We start from the raw sequence: 20,814 nt of genomic DNA, 5'->3' as shown, positions 1-20,814 counted from the left end.
CCACGCCGCAAGCATGACCCTCGCCCCACCGCCCAGGATCGATTTCAATACCCGCAAGGCGCTGCTGTTCGCACTGGCCGCCGAACGGCTGTCGGCCTACTACGAACACCGCCAATGGATGACCGACGCCCAGGGTGCGACGCTGGCCGGCGAATGGCTGTCGCGCTCGAAGCTGCAGTTGCCGCTGTCCGAGCGGCGTCTGTTGTCCGAACTGAGCGACCAGTTTGCACGCCAGCTGGCTGAGACCCTGTCACGCGAGGCCGGCCTCTATGCTGCGCACGAGATGATGGAAGCCCTCGATCCCAACTACCAGTCCGCGTTTGCCTACGACATGCTGGAAGAATGCGAGCGGCTGCTGCATGAAAACGGCGTGACGGAATAGCGGGCCGGGCGGCGGGCGGCGTTTGCAAAGATTGACAGTTGCATTGCGCGCGGGCGCGTAAACTTCGCGCTCTGATAACGCCCCCTACCCGCCAATCATGGAACGCAAGCACTGCCTGGGCTGGATCGCACTGAGCATGATCGCGGCAGCCTTGCTGACGCTGCTGTGCCTGATCCTGAACGACCACGCCGAGGTCCAGGCCGTGCGGCGCGTCGAACAGATGGCGACCCGCGTGAGGCCGGCGGACCCATCCGTGCTTCCGGCAAGCGCCATGTCCCGGACAACGCCATCGCGGCAGCAACTGTCGCATGCCGCGGCCACGCAGCACTGAATCCGGCGCCCACCGGTACGTGTACCAGGACCGGCGCGCCCACCGTTGCCAGGTGCGCCCCGGCCCGTAACTTCAGAACGACGACCAGTGGTTGAGAAGAACAACAGCACGGGCCGGAGCGCGGGCTTGAGTGTAGGCGAGGTGCTCACCGACGACTGCAAAAAATTGATAAGAGCACGGTAGCCGCCTGCGCCGCTGCCGCCGCAGGGCGGCCTAAGCCCCGAGCGGGGCCGGCCACGCCGCGCCGGTCAGCGCGGCGAGCGCCGAGTAGGACGTCGCCAGGTGGTACGGCGAGGTCGACGGCATCTCGGCGCGCACCACGCTGCCCGAGCGCGCCAGGCATTCATGCCAGCCGTTGCCGTGCAGGAAGCGGCTGCGGAACTGCTGCGTCCAGGCTTCAAGCGCCGCGATCGACTCCGGCGCGCCATGCACGGCGAGCGCGCGCGCGTACTCGGTCTGCGCCCAGATGCGCTGGGTGTCGTCCAGCATGGAACCATCGGCGTCCAGTGCCGCGCTGACGCCCTGCGTCGACGGCTCCACGCCGTGGCGCCGGGCAAAGGCAAAGGCCTGGTGCAGCGTATCGGCCAGCGGCAGGTCCCCGAACAGCGCCGGCCGGCCTGCCACCAGCGAGAACCACTCGAACTGGTGGCCCGGTTCGATGCGGTTGCCGGGGCTGCCCTGTGGCAGCTCGGCAATGCAGCCGCTGGACGGGTCGACAAAGCGTTCATGCACGGCCATCGCGATCTCGCGCAGGCGCTCCGCATACCACTCGTCCCCGGTCGCATCCAGCGCGGCCAGGTAGGCCTCGGTCAGGTGCATGATGGGGTTCTGCAGCACGCCGGTGCCCTTGGGCCGGAAATGCTCGGTGAGCGCGGCCTGGTACAGGCCCTCGCCATCGGCGAAGCGGTCCTCGACGATATCGACGGTTTCATCGAGCACGTCGAGCGCATCGGGGTTGCCGCGCCGCGCGTGGTAAGTGGCGCAGGCAAAGATCACGAAGGCATGGGTGTAAAGGTCGCGCGTGGCATCGAGCGCCGTGCCGGCCGGGTCGACGCTGTATATCCACGCGCCCTCGCCATTGCCGAAGTAGGCCTGCAGCGAGCCGAAGAGCGTATCGGCATGCGCATGGTCGCCGGCCAGCGAGAACACATAGAGCTGGCGGGCGCACGCCATGGCGCGATAGCGGGCCGGCGGCAACGGCGCGGCGCTGGCGCCGTCGAGTGCCTCGTAGGGCAACAGCAGGTCGGCATTCCAGCCGCTGGCGGTCCACAGCGGCAGCACGGTGGCATCGTAATGTGCCGTCAGGGCGGCGACCCGTTGGCTGAGCTCAGGCGAGATGGGCATGATCTGGCGAGGAAGTACAGGCGCGGCGGAAGCCGCAAAGGCCGTATCTTGCCATGCCGCGGCCGCAAGACAGTCATGGCATTTGCGGCGTCCAGTTGCTAGCATCAATGGCGCCCCCCACGAATGGGAGACACCCATGTCGACTTTGCCCCTCACGCTGACTGACGATCACCGCACATTGGTGCTTCACATCCTTGAAGATGCACCCGGCCAGTTCACCTGGCGCATCGTCATGGAAGAGCGCTGCGGCGCCGCCGACGAGGATTGCACCGTCGCAGCGCCATCCACCTACGGTTCCCGTGCCGAGGCCGAGGCCGCCTGCTGGGCCGCCGGCAACGGCATACTGAACGGTCCGCGCGCCGCAGGCGAACTGCACGCCACCTGAAGCGTCGGCGGCATCGCGCAACACTTGCACTACTTGCCGCGTGTCCTAGTCTGAAGGCGTGGCAGTGGCAACGCGGGGTACGCATTACCCGCGGTTTTCCGTTCCGGCCACGCCCGGGCAACCTCTGCTGCCCGGGGCGCTTCCTGCCACCTGCCTGTCATATTCCTGGCCTTAACTGACCTGGTCGCCGTGCCGCCCCTAGAAACGGGCATGGTGGGCAAGGCCGCAGGAGCATGCAATGGATAAGCCGGTCGTCACTCCGCAGCGCTTCGTTGAACTGATGAACGAGCGCCTCAGCAAGCATCCGCTCTTCCGCGAGGGCATGCACGTCTATGCCATCCCGCAGCACACCGATCATCCGCGCAGCCTGGTCTGCGTGGGGCCGCGCGGCACCGAATGCGTATGTGCCACCATTGAGAACATCGTGCGGGGCGAGTGCGAGGTATTCCCCGACATCGAGCAGGACTGGCACCGCCCGCGCAAACCTGGCATCCCTGCCGAGATGCGGGCGCGCTGAACTGCACCGAAACGCCTGACGCCCATGCCCAGCGGATGGCTTGACCAGAACGTGACATACCGCGGCCACCGCATCCATGTCGCGGCGCTGCGCTATGGTGGCCAGCACGACGGCTGGTGGACGCTGCGCGCGGAAGTCTGGCATCACGGCAACAAGCTGGCGCTGCCCTGGCCGGCCGCACAGACGCACTTTGGCTGCGCGGCCGACGCCACGCGCGCCGGCGTCGCCTGGGGGCGCGAGGCCATCGACACGCACCTTGCCACCCTGCACGATGCCGATGACGCGGCACTGCACTAGCCCATCAAACGTCGATCGCCGAATCCGATTTCACCTTGCGTCGCAGTTCGAACTTCTGGATCTTGCCGGTCGAGGTCTTGGGCAGCGGCCCGAAGTAAACCGCCTTGGGCACCTTGAAACCCGCCAGCAGCGTGCGGCAATGCGCGATCAGTTCTTCCGCGCTGACGCTGGCGCCGTCTTTCAGTTCGACAAACGCGCATGGGGTCTCGCCCCACCTGGCATCGGGCTGCGCCACCACCGCCGCGGCCAGCACCGCGGGATGCCGGTAGAGTGCGTCCTCCACCTCCACGCTGGAGATGTTCTCGCCGCCGGAAATAATGATGTCCTTGCTGCGGTCCTTGATTTTGATATAGCCGTCGGGCATGCACACGCCCAGGTCGCCGGTATGGAACCAGCCGCCGGCAAAGGCTTCGCGCGTGGCCTTCTCGTTCTTGAGGTAGCCCTTCATGCAGATATTGCCGCGGAACATGATCTCGCCGATGGTCTCGCCATCGGCCGGCACGGGCTGCATTGAATCGGGATCGAGCACCGCCACCTGCGACTGCAGGTGATAGCGCACGCCCTGGCGCGCCTTCTTGACCGCGCGGTCCTGCTCGGACAGCGTGCTCCAGTCATCCTGCTCGGCGCAGACAGCGGCCGGGCCATAGACTTCGGTCAGGCCATAGACATGGGTCAGATCGAACCCCATCGCCTCCATCTGCGCCAGCACCGCGGCCGGCGGCGGTGCGCCGGCCACCATGCCGCGCACCGGGCCGCGCACGCCCTCGCGCCACGCGGCGGGCGCATTGACCAGCGCGGTATGCACGATCGGCGCGGCGCAGTAGTGCGTCACGCCCTCTTCGCGCATCAGGTCGAACACCAGCCTGGGCTCGAACTTGCGCAGGCACACGTTGACGCCCGCGCGCGCCGCAATGGTCCACGGGAAGCACCAGCCATTGCAGTGGAACATCGGCAGGGTCCACAGGTAGACCGGGTGCTTAGGCAGGTCCCATTCGAGGATATTCGATACGGCATTGATGGCCGCGCCGCGGTGGTGGTAGACCACGCCCTTGGGGTCGCCGGTGGTGCCCGAGGTGTAGTTCAGCGCGATGGCTTCCCACTCGTCGGCCGGCATGTGCCACGCGTAGTCCGGGTCGCCCGAGGCGAGGAACGCTTCGTAATCGGCGTCGCCGAACGGCGCCTCTTGCGGGCCGAGCACGTCATGCACGGCAATGACCTTCAAGCCGGGAATTTCCAGCGCCATCCGGCGCGCCAGGTCGGCAAACTCGGTATCGGCCAGCAGAACGCGCGCCTCGCCATGGCGCAGCATGAAGACCAGGTTGGCGGCGTCGAGGCGGATATTCAGCGCATTGAGCACGGCACCGGCCATCGGCACGCCGAAATGCGCCTCCACCATGGCCGGCGTATTGGGCAGCAGCGCGGCCACGGTATCGCCCTTGCCGATGCCGGCACGCGCCAGCGCGCTGGCCAGGCGCCGTGCGCGCGCATAGGTGTCGCGCCAGTTCTGGCGCAGCGGGCCGTGCACGATGGCCAGGCGCTCGCCGTACACCTCGGCGGCGCGGACCAGGAAGTCGATGGGCGTAAGCGGCACGAAGTTGGCCGCGTTGCGGGCCAGGCCGCTGTCGAAATCGGTGGGCATTGCTTGTGTCTCCGCGTATCTGGCGGCGCTGGCGGCGGGGCCGCGCAACAGGCCGCGTGATGCTGTCAATGCGCTGCATGGGTGCAGCGATGTCCGGGGCGAGGTGACCATTGTCCGCGCCATCCGGCGCTGTCACTTTTTCTGGCACAAGGCTATCATCGCACACGCTGGCGCACTGTCGCCCAGACGACAAACCTGCCGCAAACCCGCGCCAGGCAAGGCTTACACGATTCTTACAGGGACCCGGCCCGACCCGCGCGTCCATGCCATGAGCGAACCTGCAGACCCGATTTCCGTCCCTGCCGTAGTCCTTGGCGGCCATGCCTGGTTCGGCGCACTGGCGCCGGAACACCAGGCGCTGGCCGCGCGCGAAACGCTGCTGCAGTCTTTTGCCGCCGGCGCCTTCATCGCCCGGCGCGGCGAGCCGTCGCGCCACTGGATCGGCGTGGACAGCGGCCTGATCAAGCTGGCGGTGTACACCCCCGACGGGCGCGGCTGCACCTTCTCCGGCGTGCCCGCAGGCGGCTGGTGCGGCGAAGGCAGCGTGATCAAGCGCGAAGACCGCCGCTATGACGTGATCGCAATCCGCGACTCGCAGGTGTTGCTGGTGCCAGAGCCGGTGTTCAACACGCTGCTGGCGCAGAGCCTGCCGTTCGCCAGCTTTGTCGTGCGCCAGCTCAATGAGCGCATGGGCCAGTTCATCGCCACCGTGCAGAACGACCGCCTGCTGGGCGCCGATGCGCGCGTGGCGCAGGCGATCGCGCAACTGTTCCACCCGGACCTGTATCCGCGCACCAGCCCCGTGCTGGAGCTGTCGCAGGAAGAGATCGGACTGCTGACCGGGCTGTCGCGCCAACGGGTTAACCAGGCGTTGCGCCGGCTGGCCGATGCCGGCATGGTCCACCTGTCCTACCAGAGCATCCGCGTGACCGACCTGCCCCGGCTGCGCCACTTCGGGCTGTCCGAGCTGTAACGCCGCCGTCACCGGGGCGCCGTGAACGATCAAACGGACGATGTCCGTGGCCTTGCGCGGCCCGTGGAATCCTGCGACAGTTACCGGCCGCACCCCCCGCTCAGCTTTCGGGTTGTCTTCCGCATGCCGCTTGTCAGCCGTCACCACGTCCGCTTTGCCCGCCTGCGCTTTCCTTTTGCCGTGCACGTACAAGCCCTGCACGGCACGGCCAGCCTGCGCGACGCCAATGCGCGGCGCGAGGTGCGGCCCGGCGATCCGTTCGTGGTGCACGCTTTCGCCCACTTCGACTGCGACCTGCCGGGTACCTGGCAGCAACCCTGCGCCATCGTCCTGACGGCCGTCCCGGATAGCGAATGCCCCCGCCTGGCCGGCAAGCCGGCCGACAGGCCGTGGTCGCGCCAGTTTGCCGGCCTGGTCTTTTCCCGCCCCGACACCGACTGGAACGCCGAGCGCCTTGCGGCGCAATGGCAGGTGCCGGCGCGTGTGGTGCGAGCCCGGCTCTTTGCCGAGGGCGAGGCGCTGCATCCCCTGCTGCGCGAGCAACGTGCCGCCCATGCGCTGCACGCGCTGGCCGCCGCTGCGGGCCCGGTGCCCTCGCTGGACCTGCTGGCTGCGCATGCCGGCCTGCGCTCGGCCGGCGCGCTGGCGCGCGGCTGGCAGAACTGGTTCGGCATCGATGCCGCGCGGCTGGTGGACGATTGCGGGGCCGGCAGCCGTACCGCCTCACCGCCTGCAGCCTGGCCCGGCCTGGTTCCGGCAGCCGCCTGACGCCAACCCGGAAGCAACCTTTTCGCCACACGGCGAGGCTTTTGTCAATCACCTTCACGCGGGTTGGGCGCATTGGCGCGTTTCGCGCAAAATCGCGCCCGCAGGGCGGGTTCGCCACCCTGTGGGCGGGGTCCTGCATGAGCCAGGTGTTCCTTCACCGCAGCGCCCTGCCATAACAAGAAACCACAGAAAAGCAATACAGGGATGAAAGTAAAACATCTGTTTTTGACGGGTCTGGCTGCAGCAGTACTGACGGCATGCGGCGGCGGCGGTGGAGACTCACCGGCACCGGCCAGCACCAAGATCAGCGGCACGGCCGCAGTCGGCGCGGCGCTGGGCAATGCGGCCGTGCAGGCCAAGTGCGCATCGGGTAGCGGCACGGCCACCACCGCCGCGGACGGCACCTTCACCATCAGCATCCAGGGCGCCACGCGCCCCTGCGTGCTCAGCGTCAAGGCGCCCGACGGCACCACGCTGCATTCCGTGGTCGAAGCGGGTACCGGCACCACCGCCGTAGCCAATATCACGCCGCTGACCGAACTGGTTACCGCATCGCTGGCGCAGGGCAGCACCACCGCCTTCTTCGATCAGTTCGATGCCAGCGCACAGGCCAGGCTGAGCTCCGACAATCTCGCCAGCGCGATGCAGGCCGTGCGCCTGGTGCTGTCGGGCGTGGTTGACCTCACCGGCATCGACCCCGTCAAGGATCCGCTGGTAGCCGCCAACGGCGCCAACGCCGGCAATGCGCAGGACAAGCTGCTGGACCAGTTGGGCGATCGCCTGGAAGCAAGCAAGACCACAGTGAACGAGTTGTCCTCGGCAGTTGCCGCCAATGCCGGCGCCGCCGCGATCCAGACTGCGCTGCAACCGGCAGCGGCAAGCTGCGCAGGGCTGAAGACCGGCAAGTACCATGTGGTGGAGCTGGGCACCGAGGCGGCCGAAGCTGGCGACTTCGATGCTGACGCGCTGAAGCTCCAGATCGGCGCAGAGTCGATCCCCTTCACCGCCAGCACCTCCGAGACCTGCCGCTTCACCGTGCCGGGCGCAAACAGCACTACCGACACCGTACTGGTTTCGAAGTCGGGCGTAAGCGTGGCCCTGCCGCCCGCAGGCATCCTGCCTCACCTGCCCACCCTGCTGATGCCGGCGCAGGCCATTCCGCTTGCCGACCTGGCAGGCGACTGGAACGGCCTGGGCATGGAGCGTGACGACAGCGCATCGCCGTACATGCCGCGCCGCGTGGCCTTCAGCATCGACGCGGCAGGCAAGGTAACCGCCGGCAAGGACTGCTTCGGCGTCAACACTTGCCAGGCCTGGCTGCCCAGCGAACTGCCGACGGTCAGCGCCAACACCGATGGCAGCTTCAAGATCACCGACAGCTTCGGCTCCCAGTCCGCCTACGGCTTCAAGGGCACCGACGGGCAGCTGATGGTCGTCATCACGCACGCAGACGGCTTCATGATTGCCGCCAGGCAGATCGCACGCGCGCTGCCGGTGGCGGGCACGGGTGGCTCGTACTGGGATACGGTGTTCTACTCTGGCATGAACGCCCTGCTCGCCGGCCCGTCGGCGTGGACGACAATGACCCTCTCGGTTGACGCCCAGGCCGGTACTTATACCCGCAAGCGCCTGGAAGACAGCCGCCTGGACACGTGGAAGCAGAATTTCCCGGTGAATGGCCTGCGCTATCGCGCGGCAGCCACCGGTCTTTCCGAGATGATCTCCACGACCCTCGGCAATACCGGCCTGACCCTCGGCATCGCCGTGAACGGATCGTTCTACGATATCTCGGTCGGCCGCCCGTAACCCCGCCGCAAGTCGTCAATCCGGGCCCTCCGCGCCCGGGCACGAACCCGGCCGGTGCCGCCATGCGGTGCCGGCTTTTCTTTGGTCCTTCGGAGGAAGAAGCGCTCTCGGCGCTGGCATCCTTCACCGCGCGCTGGTCCTGGCGGATTACCGGCTGCCCAGCGCACACGCGTCCGGCACCGCGCTGCTGCACAAGCCGGTGGTACATCAGGAATTGCAGGCAGCGATCGATACGGTTGCGGCGCGACTCGGCCACGCAGGGCGAAGGCGACCCCGACCATCAGCCGGCGGCCGCGGTAAAGTCAGCAGCCCCCCGCTCAGCCGGGGGCCGGCGGCGTCAGCCGCCCGAGTGCAGCGGGGACAGCGAATAGGCAAGCACCAGTCCCGCCACGATCGCCGGAGAACCCAGCCGGATCGCGGTACTGCGGGACAGCACGCCCAGATACACATACAAACACACCAGCACCATCGCAGTCACATACAGCAGGCTGTCATAGACTTGCATGGATGTCTCCCTTGCCATTGTTCTTATTGCTTTACTTCGGTGGGCTGCCGACGGGGCGTAATACGGGGGTCTTGCGGGAATGCGTGGGGGCGCTCCGTCGCCAGCATGCTATGGCTGTCTGTTGAAATGATAGTCACCACTTTGACGGAGCGTGGCAATCATGGAAATCCCTTTGCGGCACCGCACCAGTCATGATGCGGCGCCGCAAAGCAATGTCTTGATACATGGGGTACGGGCGCGCGCAAGGCGCGCACCGCGCCGGTCTCAATCCGCGGGCAGCATCTCAGGATTCCACGCGATTTCCCACAGATGCCCCTCGGGATCCTGGAAATAGCCGGCGTACCCGCCCCAGAACGTATCCTGCGCCGGCTTGACCACGCTGGCGCCCGCGGCCAGCGCCTGGGCCATCACCGCATCCACTTCCGCCTTGTCGCCGACGTTATGCGCCAGCGAGAAATCCGTTTGCGCGCGCGGCGTCACCGGCAGTCCGGTGTCATGCGCAAGACTGGTGCGCGGCCAGACTGCCAGCTTCAATCCGGCCTGCAAGTCGAAGAAGGCCACAGCGCCGTGCTCGAACTGCTCGCCGACGATGCCGGCGGTGGGCAGGCCCAGGCCGTCGCGATAAAAGCGCACCGCGCGCTGCAGGTCATCGACACCCAGCGTGATCAGCGTAATACGGGGTTTCATGGCCGGTACCTCCTGTGTCGATCGGCAGCCTAGCGCTGCCCGAAAGCCGCATCGGCGAACAGGTCCTTCAGTTCGCGCGACTGCGACCGCCAGTATTGCTTCGGCGCCTGCACGCTTGCGCCCAGCCGCGCGGCCGCATGCCAGGGCCAGCGCGGGTCATACAGCATCGCACGGGCCAGCGACACAGCGTCGGCTTCATGGTTGGCGATAATGGCTTCGGCCTGCTCCGGCTCCGTGATCAGGCCCACCGCAATGGTCGGCAGGCCAACCTCGGCCTTCACGCGCTGCGCGTAGGGCACCTGGTAGCTCGGCCCGAGCTTGATTGCCTGCTGCGGCGACACGCCGCCGGTGGTCACATGAATCGCCGCACAGCCGCGCGCCTTCAGCGCCTTCGACAACGCCACCGTTCCTTCGATATCCCAGCCGCCCGGCACCCAGTCGGTTGCCGAAATACGCATCCACACAGGTCGCTCAGCCGGGAAAGCCTCACGCACCGCGTCGAATACCTCGATCGGGAAACGCATGCGGTTCTCCAGGCTGCCGCCGTATTCGTCGTCACGATGGTTGGCCAGCGGCGACAGGAACTGGTGCAGCAGATAGCCGTGCGCGGCATGGATCTCGATCCCATCCAGGCCCAGCCGCGCCGCACGCCTCGCCGCCGCGACAAAGTCATCGCGCACCTTATTCATGCCGGCGCGATCCAGTGCGACAGGCGGGGCTTCTTCCGCGCCATGCGGTACCGCAGAGGGCGCCACGGCACGCCACCCGCCGGGCGCATCCGGTGCGATCTGCTGCCCGCCATCCCACGGCGCCTGGCTCGACGCCTTGCGGCCGGCGTGCCCCAACTGGATCGCAATGGCGATCGGCGAATGCGCGCGCATCGCCTTGACCACGCGGCCAAGCGCCGCCTCGTTTTCATCCGAATACAGGCCCAGGTCCTGCGGCGTGATGCGCCCTTCAGGCGAGACTGCGGTGGCTTCCACGATCAGCATGCCGGCGCCGGACAATGCCAGCGAGCCGAGGTGAATTATGTGCCAGTCGCCCGCATTGCCGTCCTGCGCGGAATACTGGCACATCGGGGCGATGGTGATGCGGTTGGCGATCGTAAGCTTGCCGATGGCGAGCGGTTCAAACAGATGGCTCATGCGTGCTGCTCCTTGCTGGGACCGGACAGGAAGTATCGATTCTAGGCCGGCGCCGGAATTGCTGCCGGCCCGGCTACGCCGCTATGCCGCTATGCCGCAGCCAACGGATCGCGCGCTGCCAGTCGCAGCCAGCTCGCGATCGCGGCCAGCCCGGCGAAGCCCGCGCCCAGGGCCAGTGCCATGCCGGGCCCGTGATTCCCGGCAATGCCAAAACACAGCGCTACCAGCGCCGCACCAGTAGCCTGCCCCAGCAGCCGCGCCGTGGCCACCACGCCGCTGGCGCCACCACTGCGCTCGCGCGGGGCGCTCGTCATCAACGCCTTGAGGTTGGGCGACTGGAAGAAGCCGAAACCCGCGCCGCAGATACACATGCGGATCCCGATATCGAGCGCGCTGGGATCGGCCGGCAGCATTGCCAGCGACAGCATGCCGGCGCTAAGCACCGCCAGCCCCACGCCGCCGAGAACGGCCGGCGGATAGCGGTCAGACAGGCGCCCGGCAAGCGGCCCGATCAGCGCCACCACGACGGACCATGGGGTCAGCAGGAAACCGGTCTCGACCTGCCCGCGCCCGAGCACGTGCTGGAAGTAGAACGGCAGCGACACGAACGCCAGGCCCTGCGCGGCGAAGGAGCACACTGCGGTCAGCGTCGACAGCGCGAACATGGGCCGCCGGAACAGGTCCACCGGCAGCATCGGTGCCGGATGGCCGCGCTCGCGCCACAGCAGCAGGCCGAACGTCACCACGAAGAGGCCCGCCGCCGCCAGCGACAGGTGTAGCGGCGCGCGCTGCGCGCCTTCGCCCAGCGCAAGGACCAGCGCGGCAAAGGCAACCATGCTGAGCCCCGCCGCGACGCGGTCGAAGCCGTGCGTGCTGCGCGGCGTTTGCGGCAATGCGCCGCGTCCGATCGCCAGCGCCAGCAGGCCAATCGGCAGGTTGACAGCAAACAGCCACGGCCACGTGCCGAACGAGAGGATCACCGAGGCCACCGTCGGCCCCACCGCGAACGAAACGCCGACCACCAGCGCGTTCAGCCCCAGCCCGCGCCCGAGCCGGTGCGTGGGGAAGATCGCGCTGATCAGCGCCGTATTGACGCTCATGATGGCCGCCGCGCCGATGCCCTGCAGCACCCGCGCCGCCGCCAATGTCGGCAGCGACCACGCCAGCGCGCACACCACGGAGGCGGCGGTGAACAGCACCACACCGCCAAGGTAGATGCGCCGGTGGCCCGCCACGCCGCCCAGCGCCGCGAACGGCAGCAGCGTCGACACCATCGCCAGCTGGTAGGCATTGATCACCCACACCGACGCGGCCGGCGTGGCGCGCAGGTCTGCCGCGATCGACGGCAGCGCCGTGTTGGCGATCGCGGTATCCAGGGTGGCCAGGGCGACGGCGATGAGGATGGCGGCCATGCCGCGGCGTTCGCGCGAGATCATGGCGGCGTCCGCGGCGGAGGCGGACGCTGGCTGCAAGGGTGCTGTATTGGACACTGTCTTTACCGGTTGCCACCATGCCGGGACCAGTGGTGCAAGGGCTGCACGCAGGCATGGTGATCGTCAGGTCAAGACGATACGGGAAAACCCTTCAACGTGCTGAAGACGCGTTCATATGTATGCACATTGTCTGACCCTACCCGGCCGATGACGCGGCAGCGCTGCAATAGATGATTCTCGTCATCTATTGAATAAAGTATGGTTATCATCTAAACTCCAGTCCAGGCAGAAATCCCGAAGAGGTCTTCAGATGGCACGCGTATCCCGCGAACAAACCGACAAGAACCGCGAGGCGATCGAACAGGCGTCGTCGCGCCTGTTCCGCGAACGCGGCCTGAACGGCGTCAGCGTGGCGGAGTTGATGGCCGACGCGGGCCTGACCCATGGCGGCTTCTATGGCCACTTCGCCTCCAAGGACGCGCTGGCTGCGCAGGCCTGCAAGCGCGCGTTTGAAGAATCGACCGCCCGCTGGGAACGCCGCCTGGCCCGCGCCGGCGGCGACCGCAAGGTCATGCTGGCCAACCTGGTGGAGCCGTACCTGACCGCCGCCCATTGCGCCAACCCAGGCGTGGGCTGCGCCGCCGCGGCACTGGCGGTGGACGTGGCCCGTGAGGCCGCTGGCAAGCCCGTGCGCCAGGCCTATGCGGAAGGCTTGCGCGCGATGGTCGACGACATGGCGCAGACCGTTGAATCCGATGACCCGCAGGTGCGCCACGATGAAGCGCTGGCGCGCATGGCGCTGCTGGTCGGCGCCCTCACGCTGGCGCGTGCCACCGATGGCGATCCGCTCTCTGGCGAAATGCTGAACGCCGTGCGGAGCCGCCTGTTGGGCAGCACCGCCTAAACCCCGTTTTCCCCAAGCCTGAAACACCCCCGCCGCCGTCAGACACGGCGGAGATGGCTTCGCTTTGCCCTTTGCCAACGCCTCCCGGACCCTGACAACGAGACCCCCATGTTCGCGCAAGCCCTTTCCAGCCGGCTCGACCGGCGCGGCATCCACTACGCGTGGCTGGTCGCCGCCCTGACCTTCCTGGTGATGCTTACCACCTCGGCCGCGCTTGGCCTGCCCGGTGCCTTCCTGAAGCCGCTGACCAGGGAAATGGGCTGGAACACCGACCAGATCTCATCGATCCTGGCCTTCCGTTTTGCGCTGTTCGGATTGATGGCGCCATTCTCGGCGATATTGATGGACCGCTTCGGCGTGCGCAACGTGGTCTGCGCCGCGCTGGCGCTGATTGCCGGCGGCATGGCGCTGGCCACCGTGTCGACCGAGCTGTGGCAGCTGTTTGTGGCGTGGGGCCTGATGCTGGGCGTCGGCTCCGGGCTGACCGCGCTGGTGCTGGCGGCCGTGGTCGCCAACCGCTGGTTCAGCGCGCGGCGCGGCCTGGTGATCGGCATCCTGACGGCCAGCGCGGCCACCGGGCAACTGGCCTTCCTGCCGGTGGCCGCCTGGCTGATCGAGCATATGGGCTGGCGCGTGGCCGTGCTGCCGGTGCTGGCCGCCTGCGCGGCGCTGGCGCTGCTGGTATTCGGGCTGATGCGCAACCGGCCCGCCGACGTCGGCCTGACTGCGTTCGGCGAAGTTCCGGCCCATCCCGCCACGCCGCCCGCCGCACAACCCGTCACGCCGTTCACGCTGCGCGCGCCTTTCCGGATGCTGCGCGACGCTGCCCGTACCCAGACCTTCTGGGTGCTGGCGGGCACGTTCTTCATCTGCGGCCTGAGCACCAACGGGCTGATCCAGACGCATTTCATCGCCCTGTGCGGCGACTTCGGCATGGGGCCGGTGCCGGCTGCCTCTGCGCTGGCAATGATGGGCGCGTTCGACTTTGTCGGCACCATCCTGTCGGGCTGGCTTTCGGACCGCTACGACAGCCGCAAGCTGCTGTTCTGGTACTACGCGCTGCGCGGCCTGTCGCTGTTCTGGCTGCCGCATTCGACCTTCACGCTGTACGGCCTGTCGATCTTTGCAATGTTCTATGGGCTGGACTGGATTGCGACGGTGCCGCCCACGGTCAAGCTGGCGGCAACGGCATTCGGGCGCGAACGCGCGCCGATGGTGTTCGGCTGGATCTTCGCGGCCCACCAGATCGGCGCGGCCGCGGCGGCGTTCGGCGCGGGGCTGAGCCGCACGCTGCTGCTGACCTATACGCCGGCGCTGTACGCGGCCGGTGCAGCGTGCATGGTCGCGGCGTTGCTGGCGCTAATGGTCAGCCGGACACGCGCGGTGGCAGCAGAGGCGGCGCGCGCCTGACCCAGGGCCACACGGGGGCTCCGCAAGCAATGTTTCACCCCGGAACCTGAAAGCGCGGGTTCCGGCCCCTTCAGCCTTTGCCTTTTCCCCTGGTCGCGGCGGCTTTCGCCTTAGACCGCCCGACGGTCCGTTTCGGCACCGCTTCCGGCTTCGCCGCCTGGGCCGACTTCATGAAATTGCTTTCGCTGGTGGTCACGCCCACGATCCGGGCGAGCTGCCGGCTTACGCTGATGTAGGCGTGGCCCATGCGGGCATCGAAATACAGCGCGTCGCCCCGCGCCAGGTGCACTTTCTCGCCGTTATCGAAGTGGATTTCGACCTCGCCGCTGAGCACATAGACAAACTCCTCGCCGGGATGGCGCGAGAAGTCACCGGGGCCCTCGATGCGGCGCGCATGCACGGTGCCGACCACCGGGCTCATCTGCTTGCCGACGGCCTCTGTGCCGAGGAACTCATAGGTCAGCGACGACCCCCGGTAAGTCACGCCCTCGCCGGCCCGGGTCACCACAGGCCCGCGGAACGGCGACGTTTTCGCGCCGGCACCGGCGAACATCGAGCCCATGTCCATCTGCAGCGCCTGGCCCAGCGCAGCAAAATTCTCGTAGCCCAGGGCCAGTTGCCCGCGCTCCGCACGCGAGATGGTGGTGATCGAGACGCCCGACAATTCGGCGAGGTGGGCCAGCGTCCAGCCGAAGGCCTTGCGCGCAGAGCGCAGGCGCTTGCCGAAGGTCTCGCGGTCGAGCGAGCGCGACTCGTCGCCATCGATCCCGATGCCGCTGCCGCGCCCCGGGGCGGTGTGTGTTTTCAAGCCTGCGTCCTTTTTCCGTTGGACGGAATCCTAACAGAGGAGACCGCGCCAAGGCCCATCCCCTGCCGCACACCTTAGCGCAAAATTTGCGTATCCGCAATTTGCATATCCGCAAATTCTTGCCTACACTCACTCGCAATTCCGAATGCACGAGCGTTCCCAAGGCGCTCACTTGCCACCCGATCCATGTGCCCGACTCACGCTGACTCGCCAATTCCAGCCGACTACCTCATCATCGGGGGCGGCATTGCCGGTGCTTCCGTCGCGTACTGGCTCGCGCCCCATGGCCGCGTCATCCTGCTCGAACGCGAAGCACAGCCTGGCTACCACTCGACCGGCCGCTCGGCGGCGTTGTTCATGGAAAGCTACGGCACCACGCAGGTCCGCGCGCTGACGATGGCAAGCCGCGCCTTCCTGCAGGATCCGCCACCGGGCTTTGCCTCGCACCCGCTGCTGACGCCGCGCGGCGCGCTGATGGTCGCCGGCCCCGGGCAACAGCATCTGCTTGACGCGCACTGGGAGGTGGTGCGCGCCCTGGATCCCGACGCCCGCCTGCTGAGCGCCGCGCAAGCGTGCGAGCGCGTGCCGGCGCTGCGCGCGGAGCCACTGCTCGGCGGCGTTTATGAGCCCGGCGCCGCAGACATGGATGTGGACGCGATCCACCAGGGCTACCTGCGCGGCATGCGCCAGGCCGGCGGCAAGCTGGTTTGCGATGCCGAGATCACGGCCATGGCACGCGTGCGGGACCACTGGCGCGTGGAGGCTGGCGGGGCGGTATATGCGGCACCGGTGGTACTCAACGCCGCCGGCGCCTGGGCCGACGTCATCGCGCGGCTGGCCGGCGTGCAGCCGCTGGGGATTGAACCGCGCCGCCGCTCCGCCTTTGTGTTCGCGCCGCCCGTGGACATGGACACCAGCGCCTGGCCCATGGTCTTCGGCGCCGGCGAGGACTGGTACATCAAGCCCGATGCCGGCATGTTGCTGGGCTCCCCGGCCAATGCCGACCCGGTCGAGCCACAGGACGTCCAGCCCGAGGAAATGGATATCGCACTTGCCATCGACCGCATCGAGACCGCGACCTCGCTCAAGATCCGCCGCCCCGCGCGCACCTGGGCCGGGCTGCGCTCCTTCGTCGCCGACGGCGACCTGGTGGGCGGGTTCGACGACGCCGTGCCGGGTTTCTTCTGGGTGGCGGGCCAGGGCGGCTACGGCATCCAGACTTCCGCGGCCATGGGCGAGACCTGTGCCGCGCTGGCGCGCGGCCTGCCGGTGCCGGCGCATCCCGCGTCGTTCGGCCTGAGCGCCGGGATGCTTGGGCCGGCGCGCCTGCGCCGCCTGGCCGCTTCGGCCTGAATCGCGCCTTCCCCCAACCGCAAATCCCCCGACTGACCAGGAGCCAACCATCGTGCGTGTCTTCAGTGCCTCCCTCGCTACCGAAACCAACACCTTTGCGCCGATGCCCACCGGCCTGTCGTCCTTCAGGGATCGCGGCTACTTCGCGGCCGGCCAGCATCCTGACCAGATGACATTTTTCTCGGGCCCGCTGTGGGCCGCGCGGATCCGCGGCAAGGAGCGCGGCTGGCAGCTGTGCGAAGGCATGGTGGCCGGCGCGCAGCCCAGCGGCACCACCACCCGCCATGCCTACGAAACCCTGCGCGAGGAACTGCTGGCCGACCTGCGCGCGGCGCTGCCGGTGGACATGGTGCTGCTCGGCCTGCATGGCGCGATGGTGGCCGATGGCTATGACGACTGCGAGGGCGACCTGCTGCAGCGTGTGCGCGCCATCGTCGGCCCCGAGGTGGTGATCGGCGCGGAGCTGGATCCGCACTGCCACCTGACGCCCGAGATGATGGAGTACGCCGACGTGCTGGTCGCCTTCAAGGAATACCCGCATACCGACGTGCTGGAGCGCGCCCTGGAACTGGCCGACCTGTGCGCAGCCACGGTGGAAGGCAAGGTTCGCCCGGTGGCGGCGGTGGTCGACTGCGGGATGATCGTCACGGTCCACACCTCGCGCGAGCCGGCGCGCGGCTTCATCGACCGCATCCAGTCGCTGGAAGGGCGCGACGGCGTGCTGTCAATCTCGGTGGCGCATGGGTTTTCGTGGGGCGATGTGCCGGCGATGGGTACCAAGGTGCTGGTCTACGCCGATGGCAACCAGGCCAGGGCCGATGCGCTGGCGCGGCAACTGGCCGACGAACTGATCGCCATGCGCGACGGGCTCACGGTGCACTACCCGGACCTCGACACCGCTCTCGACGAGGCGCTGGCCTTCGACGGCGGGCCGGTGGTGCTGGCCGACGGCGCCGACAATCCCGGCGGCGGCGCGGCGAGCGACTCCACCTTCATCCTGCGCCGCATGATCGAACGCGGCATCGGCAATGCTGCGGTCGGCCCGATGTGGGACCCGGTCGCGGTGCGCATCGCCTTCGATGCCGGCGTGGGCGCGCACCTGCCGATGCGCATCGGCGGCAAGATCAGTCCGCTATCCGGCGACCCGTTGGACCTGGACTGCACGGTCAAGGCTCTGCTGCCCGACATGGTGATGACCGGGCTGTCCGGCGCGCCGGTGCAGATGGGCGACTGCGCACTGGTGGAAGCCAGCGGCATCGACATCGTGCTGATCACGCTGCGCAACCAGGCCATGGACACGGACATGTTCACCCAGCTGGGCTGTGACCTGGCGCGCAAGAAGATCATCGTGGTCAAGTCCTCGCAGCACTTCTACGCCTCCTTCTCGAAAGTGGCAAGGCACGTGATCTACGCAGGTGCCCCGGGTGCCGTCACGCTTGACCTCACGACCCTGCCCTATCGCAAGATTCAACGGCCTAAGTGGCCTCTGGACGGCACTGCGGGCTGAGCGTCAGCCGCCTGGCTGCGATCACAACAACAACGACAACGACGAAAACGGAGACTGCAGATGACATCAAATCGAGCCCTGTCCGCCGCGCTCGCGGCGGGTGCCCTGGTCCTGGCAGGCGCCAGCCTTCCCGTGCTGGCGCAGACCAAGACGCTCAAGGTCGTGGCGCATGCCGACCTGAAGATCCTCGATCCGACCTTCACCACGGCCTACATCACGCGCAACTTCGGCTACATGGTCTACGACACGCTGTTCGCGCAGGACGCCAAGGGCAAGCCGCAACCGCAGATGGTCGAGAAGTACAGCAGTTCGAAGGATGGCGGGCAGTGGAGCTTCACGCTGCGTCCCGGCCTGAAGTTCTCGGATGGCAGCGCGGTCACCTCGGCGGACGCGATCGCCTCGCTGCAGCGCTGGGGCGCGCGCGACAGCCTGGGCCGTGCCATGGGCGAAGCCGGCGCCGAGTGGAAGGCGGTCGACGCGCGCACGTTCACGCTGACGCTCAAAGAGCCCTTTGGCATGGTGCTCGATGCGCTGGCCAAGCCCTCTGGCTTTCCCCCGGTGATCCTGCCGGAGCGCCTGGCCAAAATGCCCGCCACCGCGCCGCTGCCCGAGGTGCTGGGCTCCGGCCCCTTCATCTTCAAGCGCGACGAATGGGTTCCGGGCAACAAGGCGGTATTCGTGCGCAACCCGCACTACGTGGCGCGCAGCGAGCCCGCGAGCGGTCTCGCCGGCAGCAAGCAGCCCCGCGTGGACCGCGTCGAATGGCTCTACCTGCCAGACGCCAACAGCGCCATCGCGGCGCTCAAGCGCGGCGAGGTCGACCTGATCGAACAGGTACCGCCGGATTACATCACCCCGCTGCGCGGCGACGCCAGCATCAAGATCGGCTCGGGTGGCGCCTACCAGGGCGTGCTGGTGATGAACCAGCTGCATCCGCCATTCAACAACCCGAAAGTGCGCCAGGCCTTCCTGCAGGCGGTCAGCCAGGAACGCTTCACCGCGGCCATGGGCTACCCGCTTGACATGCGCATCAACTACTGCGCCACCTTCTTCATCTGCGGCGGCCCCAACGATACCGCTGCTGGCGCCGACCCGTACCGCAAGGCCGATCCGGCCCGTGCCAGACAGTTGCTGGGCGCGGCGGGCTACAAGGGCGAAAAGGTGGTGCTGCTGGTGCCGACCGACGTTCCCCAGCTCAACGCCGAAGCCCTGATGGCGGCGCAGACCATGCGCAGCATGGGCATGAACGTCGACATGCAGAACATGGACTGGGCCTCCATCGGCGCGCGCCGCGCCAGGCGGGATGCGCCCGAGGCTGGCGGCTGGAATATGTACGTGACCGTGGCGGGCGAGTTCGATGCCAATTCCCCGATCGCAAATGCCTACCTCGGCGCCCCCTGCGGCACCAGCCTGCCCGGCTGGCCCTGCGACAAGCCGCTCGACGCACTGCGCACGGCCTGGATCCGCGAGACCGTGCCCGCCAAACGCAAGGAACTGCTCGATGCCTTCCAGAAGCGCGCCTATGAGGCGGTGCCCTATGTGAACGCCGGCCAGTACTCGGCGGCCTTCGCGGCGCGTGCCAGCCTCAAGGGCATCGACACGATGTGGGCCGGCATGCCCACGGTCTGGATGCTCGACAAATAACCACGAAGCACGAACCACCGGGGGAAACACGACAATGGGCTACCTGCTCCGACGCCTGGCCGCGACGCTGCCCGTGATGGCAGTGGTGGCCGTGGTGGTCTTCCTGCTGATCCACTTGTCGCCGGGCGATCCGGCGGCGCTGATCGCAGGCGACCTCGCGACCGTTGACGACATCGCCAGGCTGCGCGGCGTGCTGGGGCTGGACCAGCCGCTGTGGCATCAGTTCTTGCTGTGGCTCGGCCGGCTCGCCACCGGCGACCTCGGCACCTCCATCTTCACCCAGGTGCCGGTGGCCCAGTTGCTGGCGCAGCGGCTGGAGCCGACCATCTCCGTCGCCGCCCTGACGATGCTGCTGACCTTGCTGGTCGCGGTGCCAATGGGAACGCTGGCCGCGTACCGCGCCGGCAGCTGGGTCGACCGGCTGGTGATGCTGTTCGCGGTGCTGGCTTTCTCGCTGCCGGTGTTCCTGGTGGGCTACCTGCTGGTCTACGCCTTTGCCATCCAGTTGCCGTGGTTCCCGGTGCAGGGCTATGCGCGCCTCGCCGACGGCGCTGGCGCATGGCTGCACAGCCTGGTGCTGCCCTGCGTCAACCTGGCGCTGGTCTATATCGCGCTGGTGACGCGCATGACGCGCGCCACCGTGCTGGAAGTGCTGCATGAGGACTACATCCGCACCGCGCGTGCCAAGGGCCTGGGCGTGCTGCCGGTGCTGGGCCACGCGCTGCGCAACGCGGCGATCCCGATCGCCACCACGGTCGGCATGGGCATCGCGCTGCTGATCGGCGGCGTGGTCGTGACCGAGACCGTGTTTGCGATCCCGGGTGTCGGCCGCCTGGTGGTCGACTCGGTGCAGCGCCACGACTACCCGGTGATCCAGAGCGTACTGCTGGTCTCCGCCGGGGTCTATGTGCTGATCAACCTGATGATCGACCTCAGCTACCGGCTGTTCGATCCGCGCATCAAGTACTGATGGCTT

General features: G+C 67.8%; 21 protein-coding genes. 14 read left to right on the top strand and 7 right to left on the bottom strand.

Features of this window, described 5'->3' with window-relative positions; translation table 11 throughout:
* The first annotated feature begins 13 nt into the window (after positions 1–13).
* Together A3A5_RS0133190 and A3A5_RS0133185 are read left to right on the top strand one after the other, a co-directional pair.
* Entirely contained in the window at positions 14–382 is a 369-nt protein-coding gene (locus A3A5_RS0133190; protein WP_018314754.1) for a hypothetical protein, read from the top strand.
* Between the two features lie 97 nt (positions 383–479).
* Entirely contained in the window at positions 480–713 is a 234-nt protein-coding gene (locus tag A3A5_RS0133185; protein WP_018314753.1) for a hypothetical protein, read from the top strand.
* A gap of 213 nt (positions 714–926) precedes the next feature.
* On the opposite strand, the gene A3A5_RS0133180 is transcribed toward A3A5_RS0133185, so the two are convergent.
* Complete coding sequence (locus A3A5_RS0133180) at positions 927–2,057, bottom strand: AGE family epimerase/isomerase (RefSeq protein ID WP_018314752.1); 1,131 nt, start codon at positions 2,055–2,057, stop codon at positions 927–929.
* 136 nt (positions 2,058–2,193) lie between these two features.
* Here A3A5_RS0133180 and A3A5_RS0133175 point away from each other — a divergent pair, with 136 nt between their 5' ends.
* The 3 genes from A3A5_RS0133175 (at position 2,194) to A3A5_RS0133165 (ending at position 3,256) form a co-directional block, all read left to right on the top strand.
* Positions 2,194–2,442, top strand: a complete 249-nt coding sequence (locus A3A5_RS0133175; RefSeq protein WP_018314751.1) for a hypothetical protein — start codon at positions 2,194–2,196, stop codon at positions 2,440–2,442.
* A 238-nt stretch (positions 2,443–2,680) separates the two neighbouring features.
* Positions 2,681–2,959 (top strand): hypothetical protein, encoded by a 279-nt coding sequence (locus A3A5_RS0133170; protein ID WP_018314750.1) that lies wholly within the window; start codon positions 2,681–2,683, stop codon positions 2,957–2,959.
* A 24-nt stretch (positions 2,960–2,983) separates the two neighbouring features.
* Positions 2,984–3,256: a DUF6566 family protein gene (locus A3A5_RS0133165; protein WP_018314749.1), complete on the top strand. Its 273-nt coding sequence runs from the start codon at positions 2,984–2,986 to the stop codon at positions 3,254–3,256.
* Positions 3,257–3,260: 4 nt separating this feature from the next.
* On the opposite strand, the gene A3A5_RS0133160 is transcribed toward A3A5_RS0133165, so the two are convergent.
* The gene (locus tag A3A5_RS0133160) at positions 3,261–4,895 is read right to left on the bottom strand and encodes an acyl-CoA synthetase (RefSeq protein ID WP_018314748.1); all 1,635 of its coding nucleotides are present in this window, start codon (positions 4,893–4,895) and stop codon (positions 3,261–3,263) included.
* A 268-nt stretch (positions 4,896–5,163) separates the two neighbouring features.
* Here A3A5_RS0133160 and A3A5_RS0133155 point away from each other — a divergent pair, with 268 nt between their 5' ends.
* From A3A5_RS0133155 to A3A5_RS0133145, 3 genes are all read left to right on the top strand, one after another.
* Positions 5,164–5,868, top strand: a complete 705-nt coding sequence (locus A3A5_RS0133155; RefSeq protein WP_018314747.1) for a Crp/Fnr family transcriptional regulator — start codon at positions 5,164–5,166, stop codon at positions 5,866–5,868.
* 123 nt (positions 5,869–5,991) lie between these two features.
* On the top strand, positions 5,992–6,636 hold the full coding sequence (locus A3A5_RS0133150) for a hypothetical protein (protein ID WP_018314746.1): 645 nt from the start codon (positions 5,992–5,994) through the stop codon (positions 6,634–6,636).
* A 204-nt stretch (positions 6,637–6,840) separates the two neighbouring features.
* Entirely contained in the window at positions 6,841–8,442 is a 1,602-nt protein-coding gene (locus tag A3A5_RS0133145) for a hypothetical protein (RefSeq protein ID WP_026201381.1), read from the top strand.
* Positions 8,443–8,779: 337 nt separating this feature from the next.
* On the opposite strand, the gene A3A5_RS44205 is transcribed toward A3A5_RS0133145, so the two are convergent.
* The 4 genes from A3A5_RS44205 to A3A5_RS0133125 all read right to left on the bottom strand — a co-directional run bounded on the left by A3A5_RS44205 (position 8,780) and on the right by A3A5_RS0133125 (position 12,215).
* A complete protein-coding gene (locus A3A5_RS44205) occupies positions 8,780–8,947 on the bottom strand; it encodes a hypothetical protein (protein WP_010812488.1) in 168 nt (55 codons plus the stop codon).
* 264 nt (positions 8,948–9,211) lie between these two features.
* A complete protein-coding gene (locus A3A5_RS0133135) occupies positions 9,212–9,634 on the bottom strand; it encodes a VOC family protein (RefSeq protein WP_018314744.1) in 423 nt (140 codons plus the stop codon).
* Positions 9,635–9,663: 29 nt separating this feature from the next.
* The gene (locus tag A3A5_RS0133130) at positions 9,664–10,779 is read right to left on the bottom strand and encodes an NADH:flavin oxidoreductase/NADH oxidase (protein ID WP_018314743.1); all 1,116 of its coding nucleotides are present in this window, start codon (positions 10,777–10,779) and stop codon (positions 9,664–9,666) included.
* Between the two features lie 89 nt (positions 10,780–10,868).
* The gene (locus A3A5_RS0133125; protein WP_018314742.1) at positions 10,869–12,215 is read right to left on the bottom strand and encodes an MFS transporter; all 1,347 of its coding nucleotides are present in this window, start codon (positions 12,213–12,215) and stop codon (positions 10,869–10,871) included.
* Between the two features lie 307 nt (positions 12,216–12,522).
* Here A3A5_RS0133125 and A3A5_RS0133120 point away from each other — a divergent pair, with 307 nt between their 5' ends.
* Positions 12,523–13,116: a TetR/AcrR family transcriptional regulator gene (locus A3A5_RS0133120; protein ID WP_018314741.1), complete on the top strand. Its 594-nt coding sequence runs from the start codon at positions 12,523–12,525 to the stop codon at positions 13,114–13,116.
* A gap of 108 nt (positions 13,117–13,224) precedes the next feature.
* Positions 13,225–14,526, top strand: a complete 1,302-nt coding sequence (locus A3A5_RS0133115) for an MFS transporter (RefSeq protein ID WP_018314740.1) — start codon at positions 13,225–13,227, stop codon at positions 14,524–14,526.
* 70 nt (positions 14,527–14,596) lie between these two features.
* On the opposite strand, the gene A3A5_RS0133110 is transcribed toward A3A5_RS0133115, so the two are convergent.
* Entirely contained in the window at positions 14,597–15,334 is a 738-nt protein-coding gene (locus A3A5_RS0133110) for a helix-turn-helix domain-containing protein (protein ID WP_018314739.1), read from the bottom strand.
* 186 nt (positions 15,335–15,520) lie between these two features.
* Here A3A5_RS0133110 and A3A5_RS0133105 point away from each other — a divergent pair, with 186 nt between their 5' ends.
* From A3A5_RS0133105 to A3A5_RS0133090, 4 genes are read left to right on the top strand one after another with little or no spacing between them, the layout of a single operon-like run.
* Positions 15,521–16,687, top strand: a complete 1,167-nt coding sequence (locus tag A3A5_RS0133105; protein ID WP_018314738.1) for an FAD-binding oxidoreductase — start codon at positions 15,521–15,523, stop codon at positions 16,685–16,687.
* Positions 16,688–16,739: 52 nt separating this feature from the next.
* On the top strand, positions 16,740–18,194 hold the full coding sequence (locus A3A5_RS0133100) for a M81 family metallopeptidase (protein WP_018314737.1): 1,455 nt from the start codon (positions 16,740–16,742) through the stop codon (positions 18,192–18,194).
* A 60-nt stretch (positions 18,195–18,254) separates the two neighbouring features.
* A complete protein-coding gene (locus A3A5_RS0133095; RefSeq protein WP_018314736.1) occupies positions 18,255–19,838 on the top strand; it encodes an ABC transporter substrate-binding protein in 1,584 nt (527 codons plus the stop codon).
* A 34-nt stretch (positions 19,839–19,872) separates the two neighbouring features.
* Entirely contained in the window at positions 19,873–20,808 is a 936-nt protein-coding gene (locus A3A5_RS0133090) for an ABC transporter permease (protein ID WP_018314735.1), read from the top strand.
* The last annotated feature ends 6 nt before the right edge of the window (positions 20,809–20,814 follow it).

The sequence above is a fragment of the Cupriavidus sp. UYPR2.512 genome, from assembly GCF_000379565.1.
Taxonomy (GTDB): domain Bacteria; phylum Pseudomonadota; class Gammaproteobacteria; order Burkholderiales; family Burkholderiaceae; genus Cupriavidus.
Note: the sequence above shows the minus strand (reverse complement) of the source record. Positions and strands in the feature narration are given on the sequence as shown.

Coding starts and splice junctions, on each gene's coding strand:
- A3A5_RS0133190 (WP_018314754.1), top strand. CDS start 14: ATGACCCTCGCCCCACCGCCCAGGATCGATTTCAATACCCGCAAGGCG.
- A3A5_RS0133185 (WP_018314753.1), top strand. CDS start 480: ATGGAACGCAAGCACTGCCTGGGCTGGATCGCACTGAGCATGATCGCG.
- A3A5_RS0133180 (WP_018314752.1), bottom strand. CDS start 2,057: ATGCCCATCTCGCCTGAGCTCAGCCAACGGGTCGCCGCCCTGACGGCA.
- A3A5_RS0133175 (WP_018314751.1), top strand. CDS start 2,194: ATGTCGACTTTGCCCCTCACGCTGACTGACGATCACCGCACATTGGTG.
- A3A5_RS0133170 (WP_018314750.1), top strand. CDS start 2,681: ATGGATAAGCCGGTCGTCACTCCGCAGCGCTTCGTTGAACTGATGAAC.
- A3A5_RS0133165 (WP_018314749.1), top strand. CDS start 2,984: ATGCCCAGCGGATGGCTTGACCAGAACGTGACATACCGCGGCCACCGC.
- A3A5_RS0133160 (WP_018314748.1), bottom strand. CDS start 4,895: ATGCCCACCGATTTCGACAGCGGCCTGGCCCGCAACGCGGCCAACTTC.
- A3A5_RS0133155 (WP_018314747.1), top strand. CDS start 5,164: ATGAGCGAACCTGCAGACCCGATTTCCGTCCCTGCCGTAGTCCTTGGC.
- A3A5_RS0133150 (WP_018314746.1), top strand. CDS start 5,992: ATGCCGCTTGTCAGCCGTCACCACGTCCGCTTTGCCCGCCTGCGCTTT.
- A3A5_RS0133145 (WP_026201381.1), top strand. CDS start 6,841: ATGAAAGTAAAACATCTGTTTTTGACGGGTCTGGCTGCAGCAGTACTG.
- A3A5_RS44205 (WP_010812488.1), bottom strand. CDS start 8,947: ATGCAAGTCTATGACAGCCTGCTGTATGTGACTGCGATGGTGCTGGTG.
- A3A5_RS0133135 (WP_018314744.1), bottom strand. CDS start 9,634: ATGAAACCCCGTATTACGCTGATCACGCTGGGTGTCGATGACCTGCAG.
- A3A5_RS0133130 (WP_018314743.1), bottom strand. CDS start 10,779: ATGAGCCATCTGTTTGAACCGCTCGCCATCGGCAAGCTTACGATCGCC.
- A3A5_RS0133125 (WP_018314742.1), bottom strand. CDS start 12,215: ATGATCTCGCGCGAACGCCGCGGCATGGCCGCCATCCTCATCGCCGTC.
- A3A5_RS0133120 (WP_018314741.1), top strand. CDS start 12,523: ATGGCACGCGTATCCCGCGAACAAACCGACAAGAACCGCGAGGCGATC.
- A3A5_RS0133115 (WP_018314740.1), top strand. CDS start 13,225: ATGTTCGCGCAAGCCCTTTCCAGCCGGCTCGACCGGCGCGGCATCCAC.
- A3A5_RS0133105 (WP_018314738.1), top strand. CDS start 15,521: ATGTGCCCGACTCACGCTGACTCGCCAATTCCAGCCGACTACCTCATC.
- A3A5_RS0133095 (WP_018314736.1), top strand. CDS start 18,255: ATGACATCAAATCGAGCCCTGTCCGCCGCGCTCGCGGCGGGTGCCCTG.
- A3A5_RS0133090 (WP_018314735.1), top strand. CDS start 19,873: ATGGGCTACCTGCTCCGACGCCTGGCCGCGACGCTGCCCGTGATGGCA.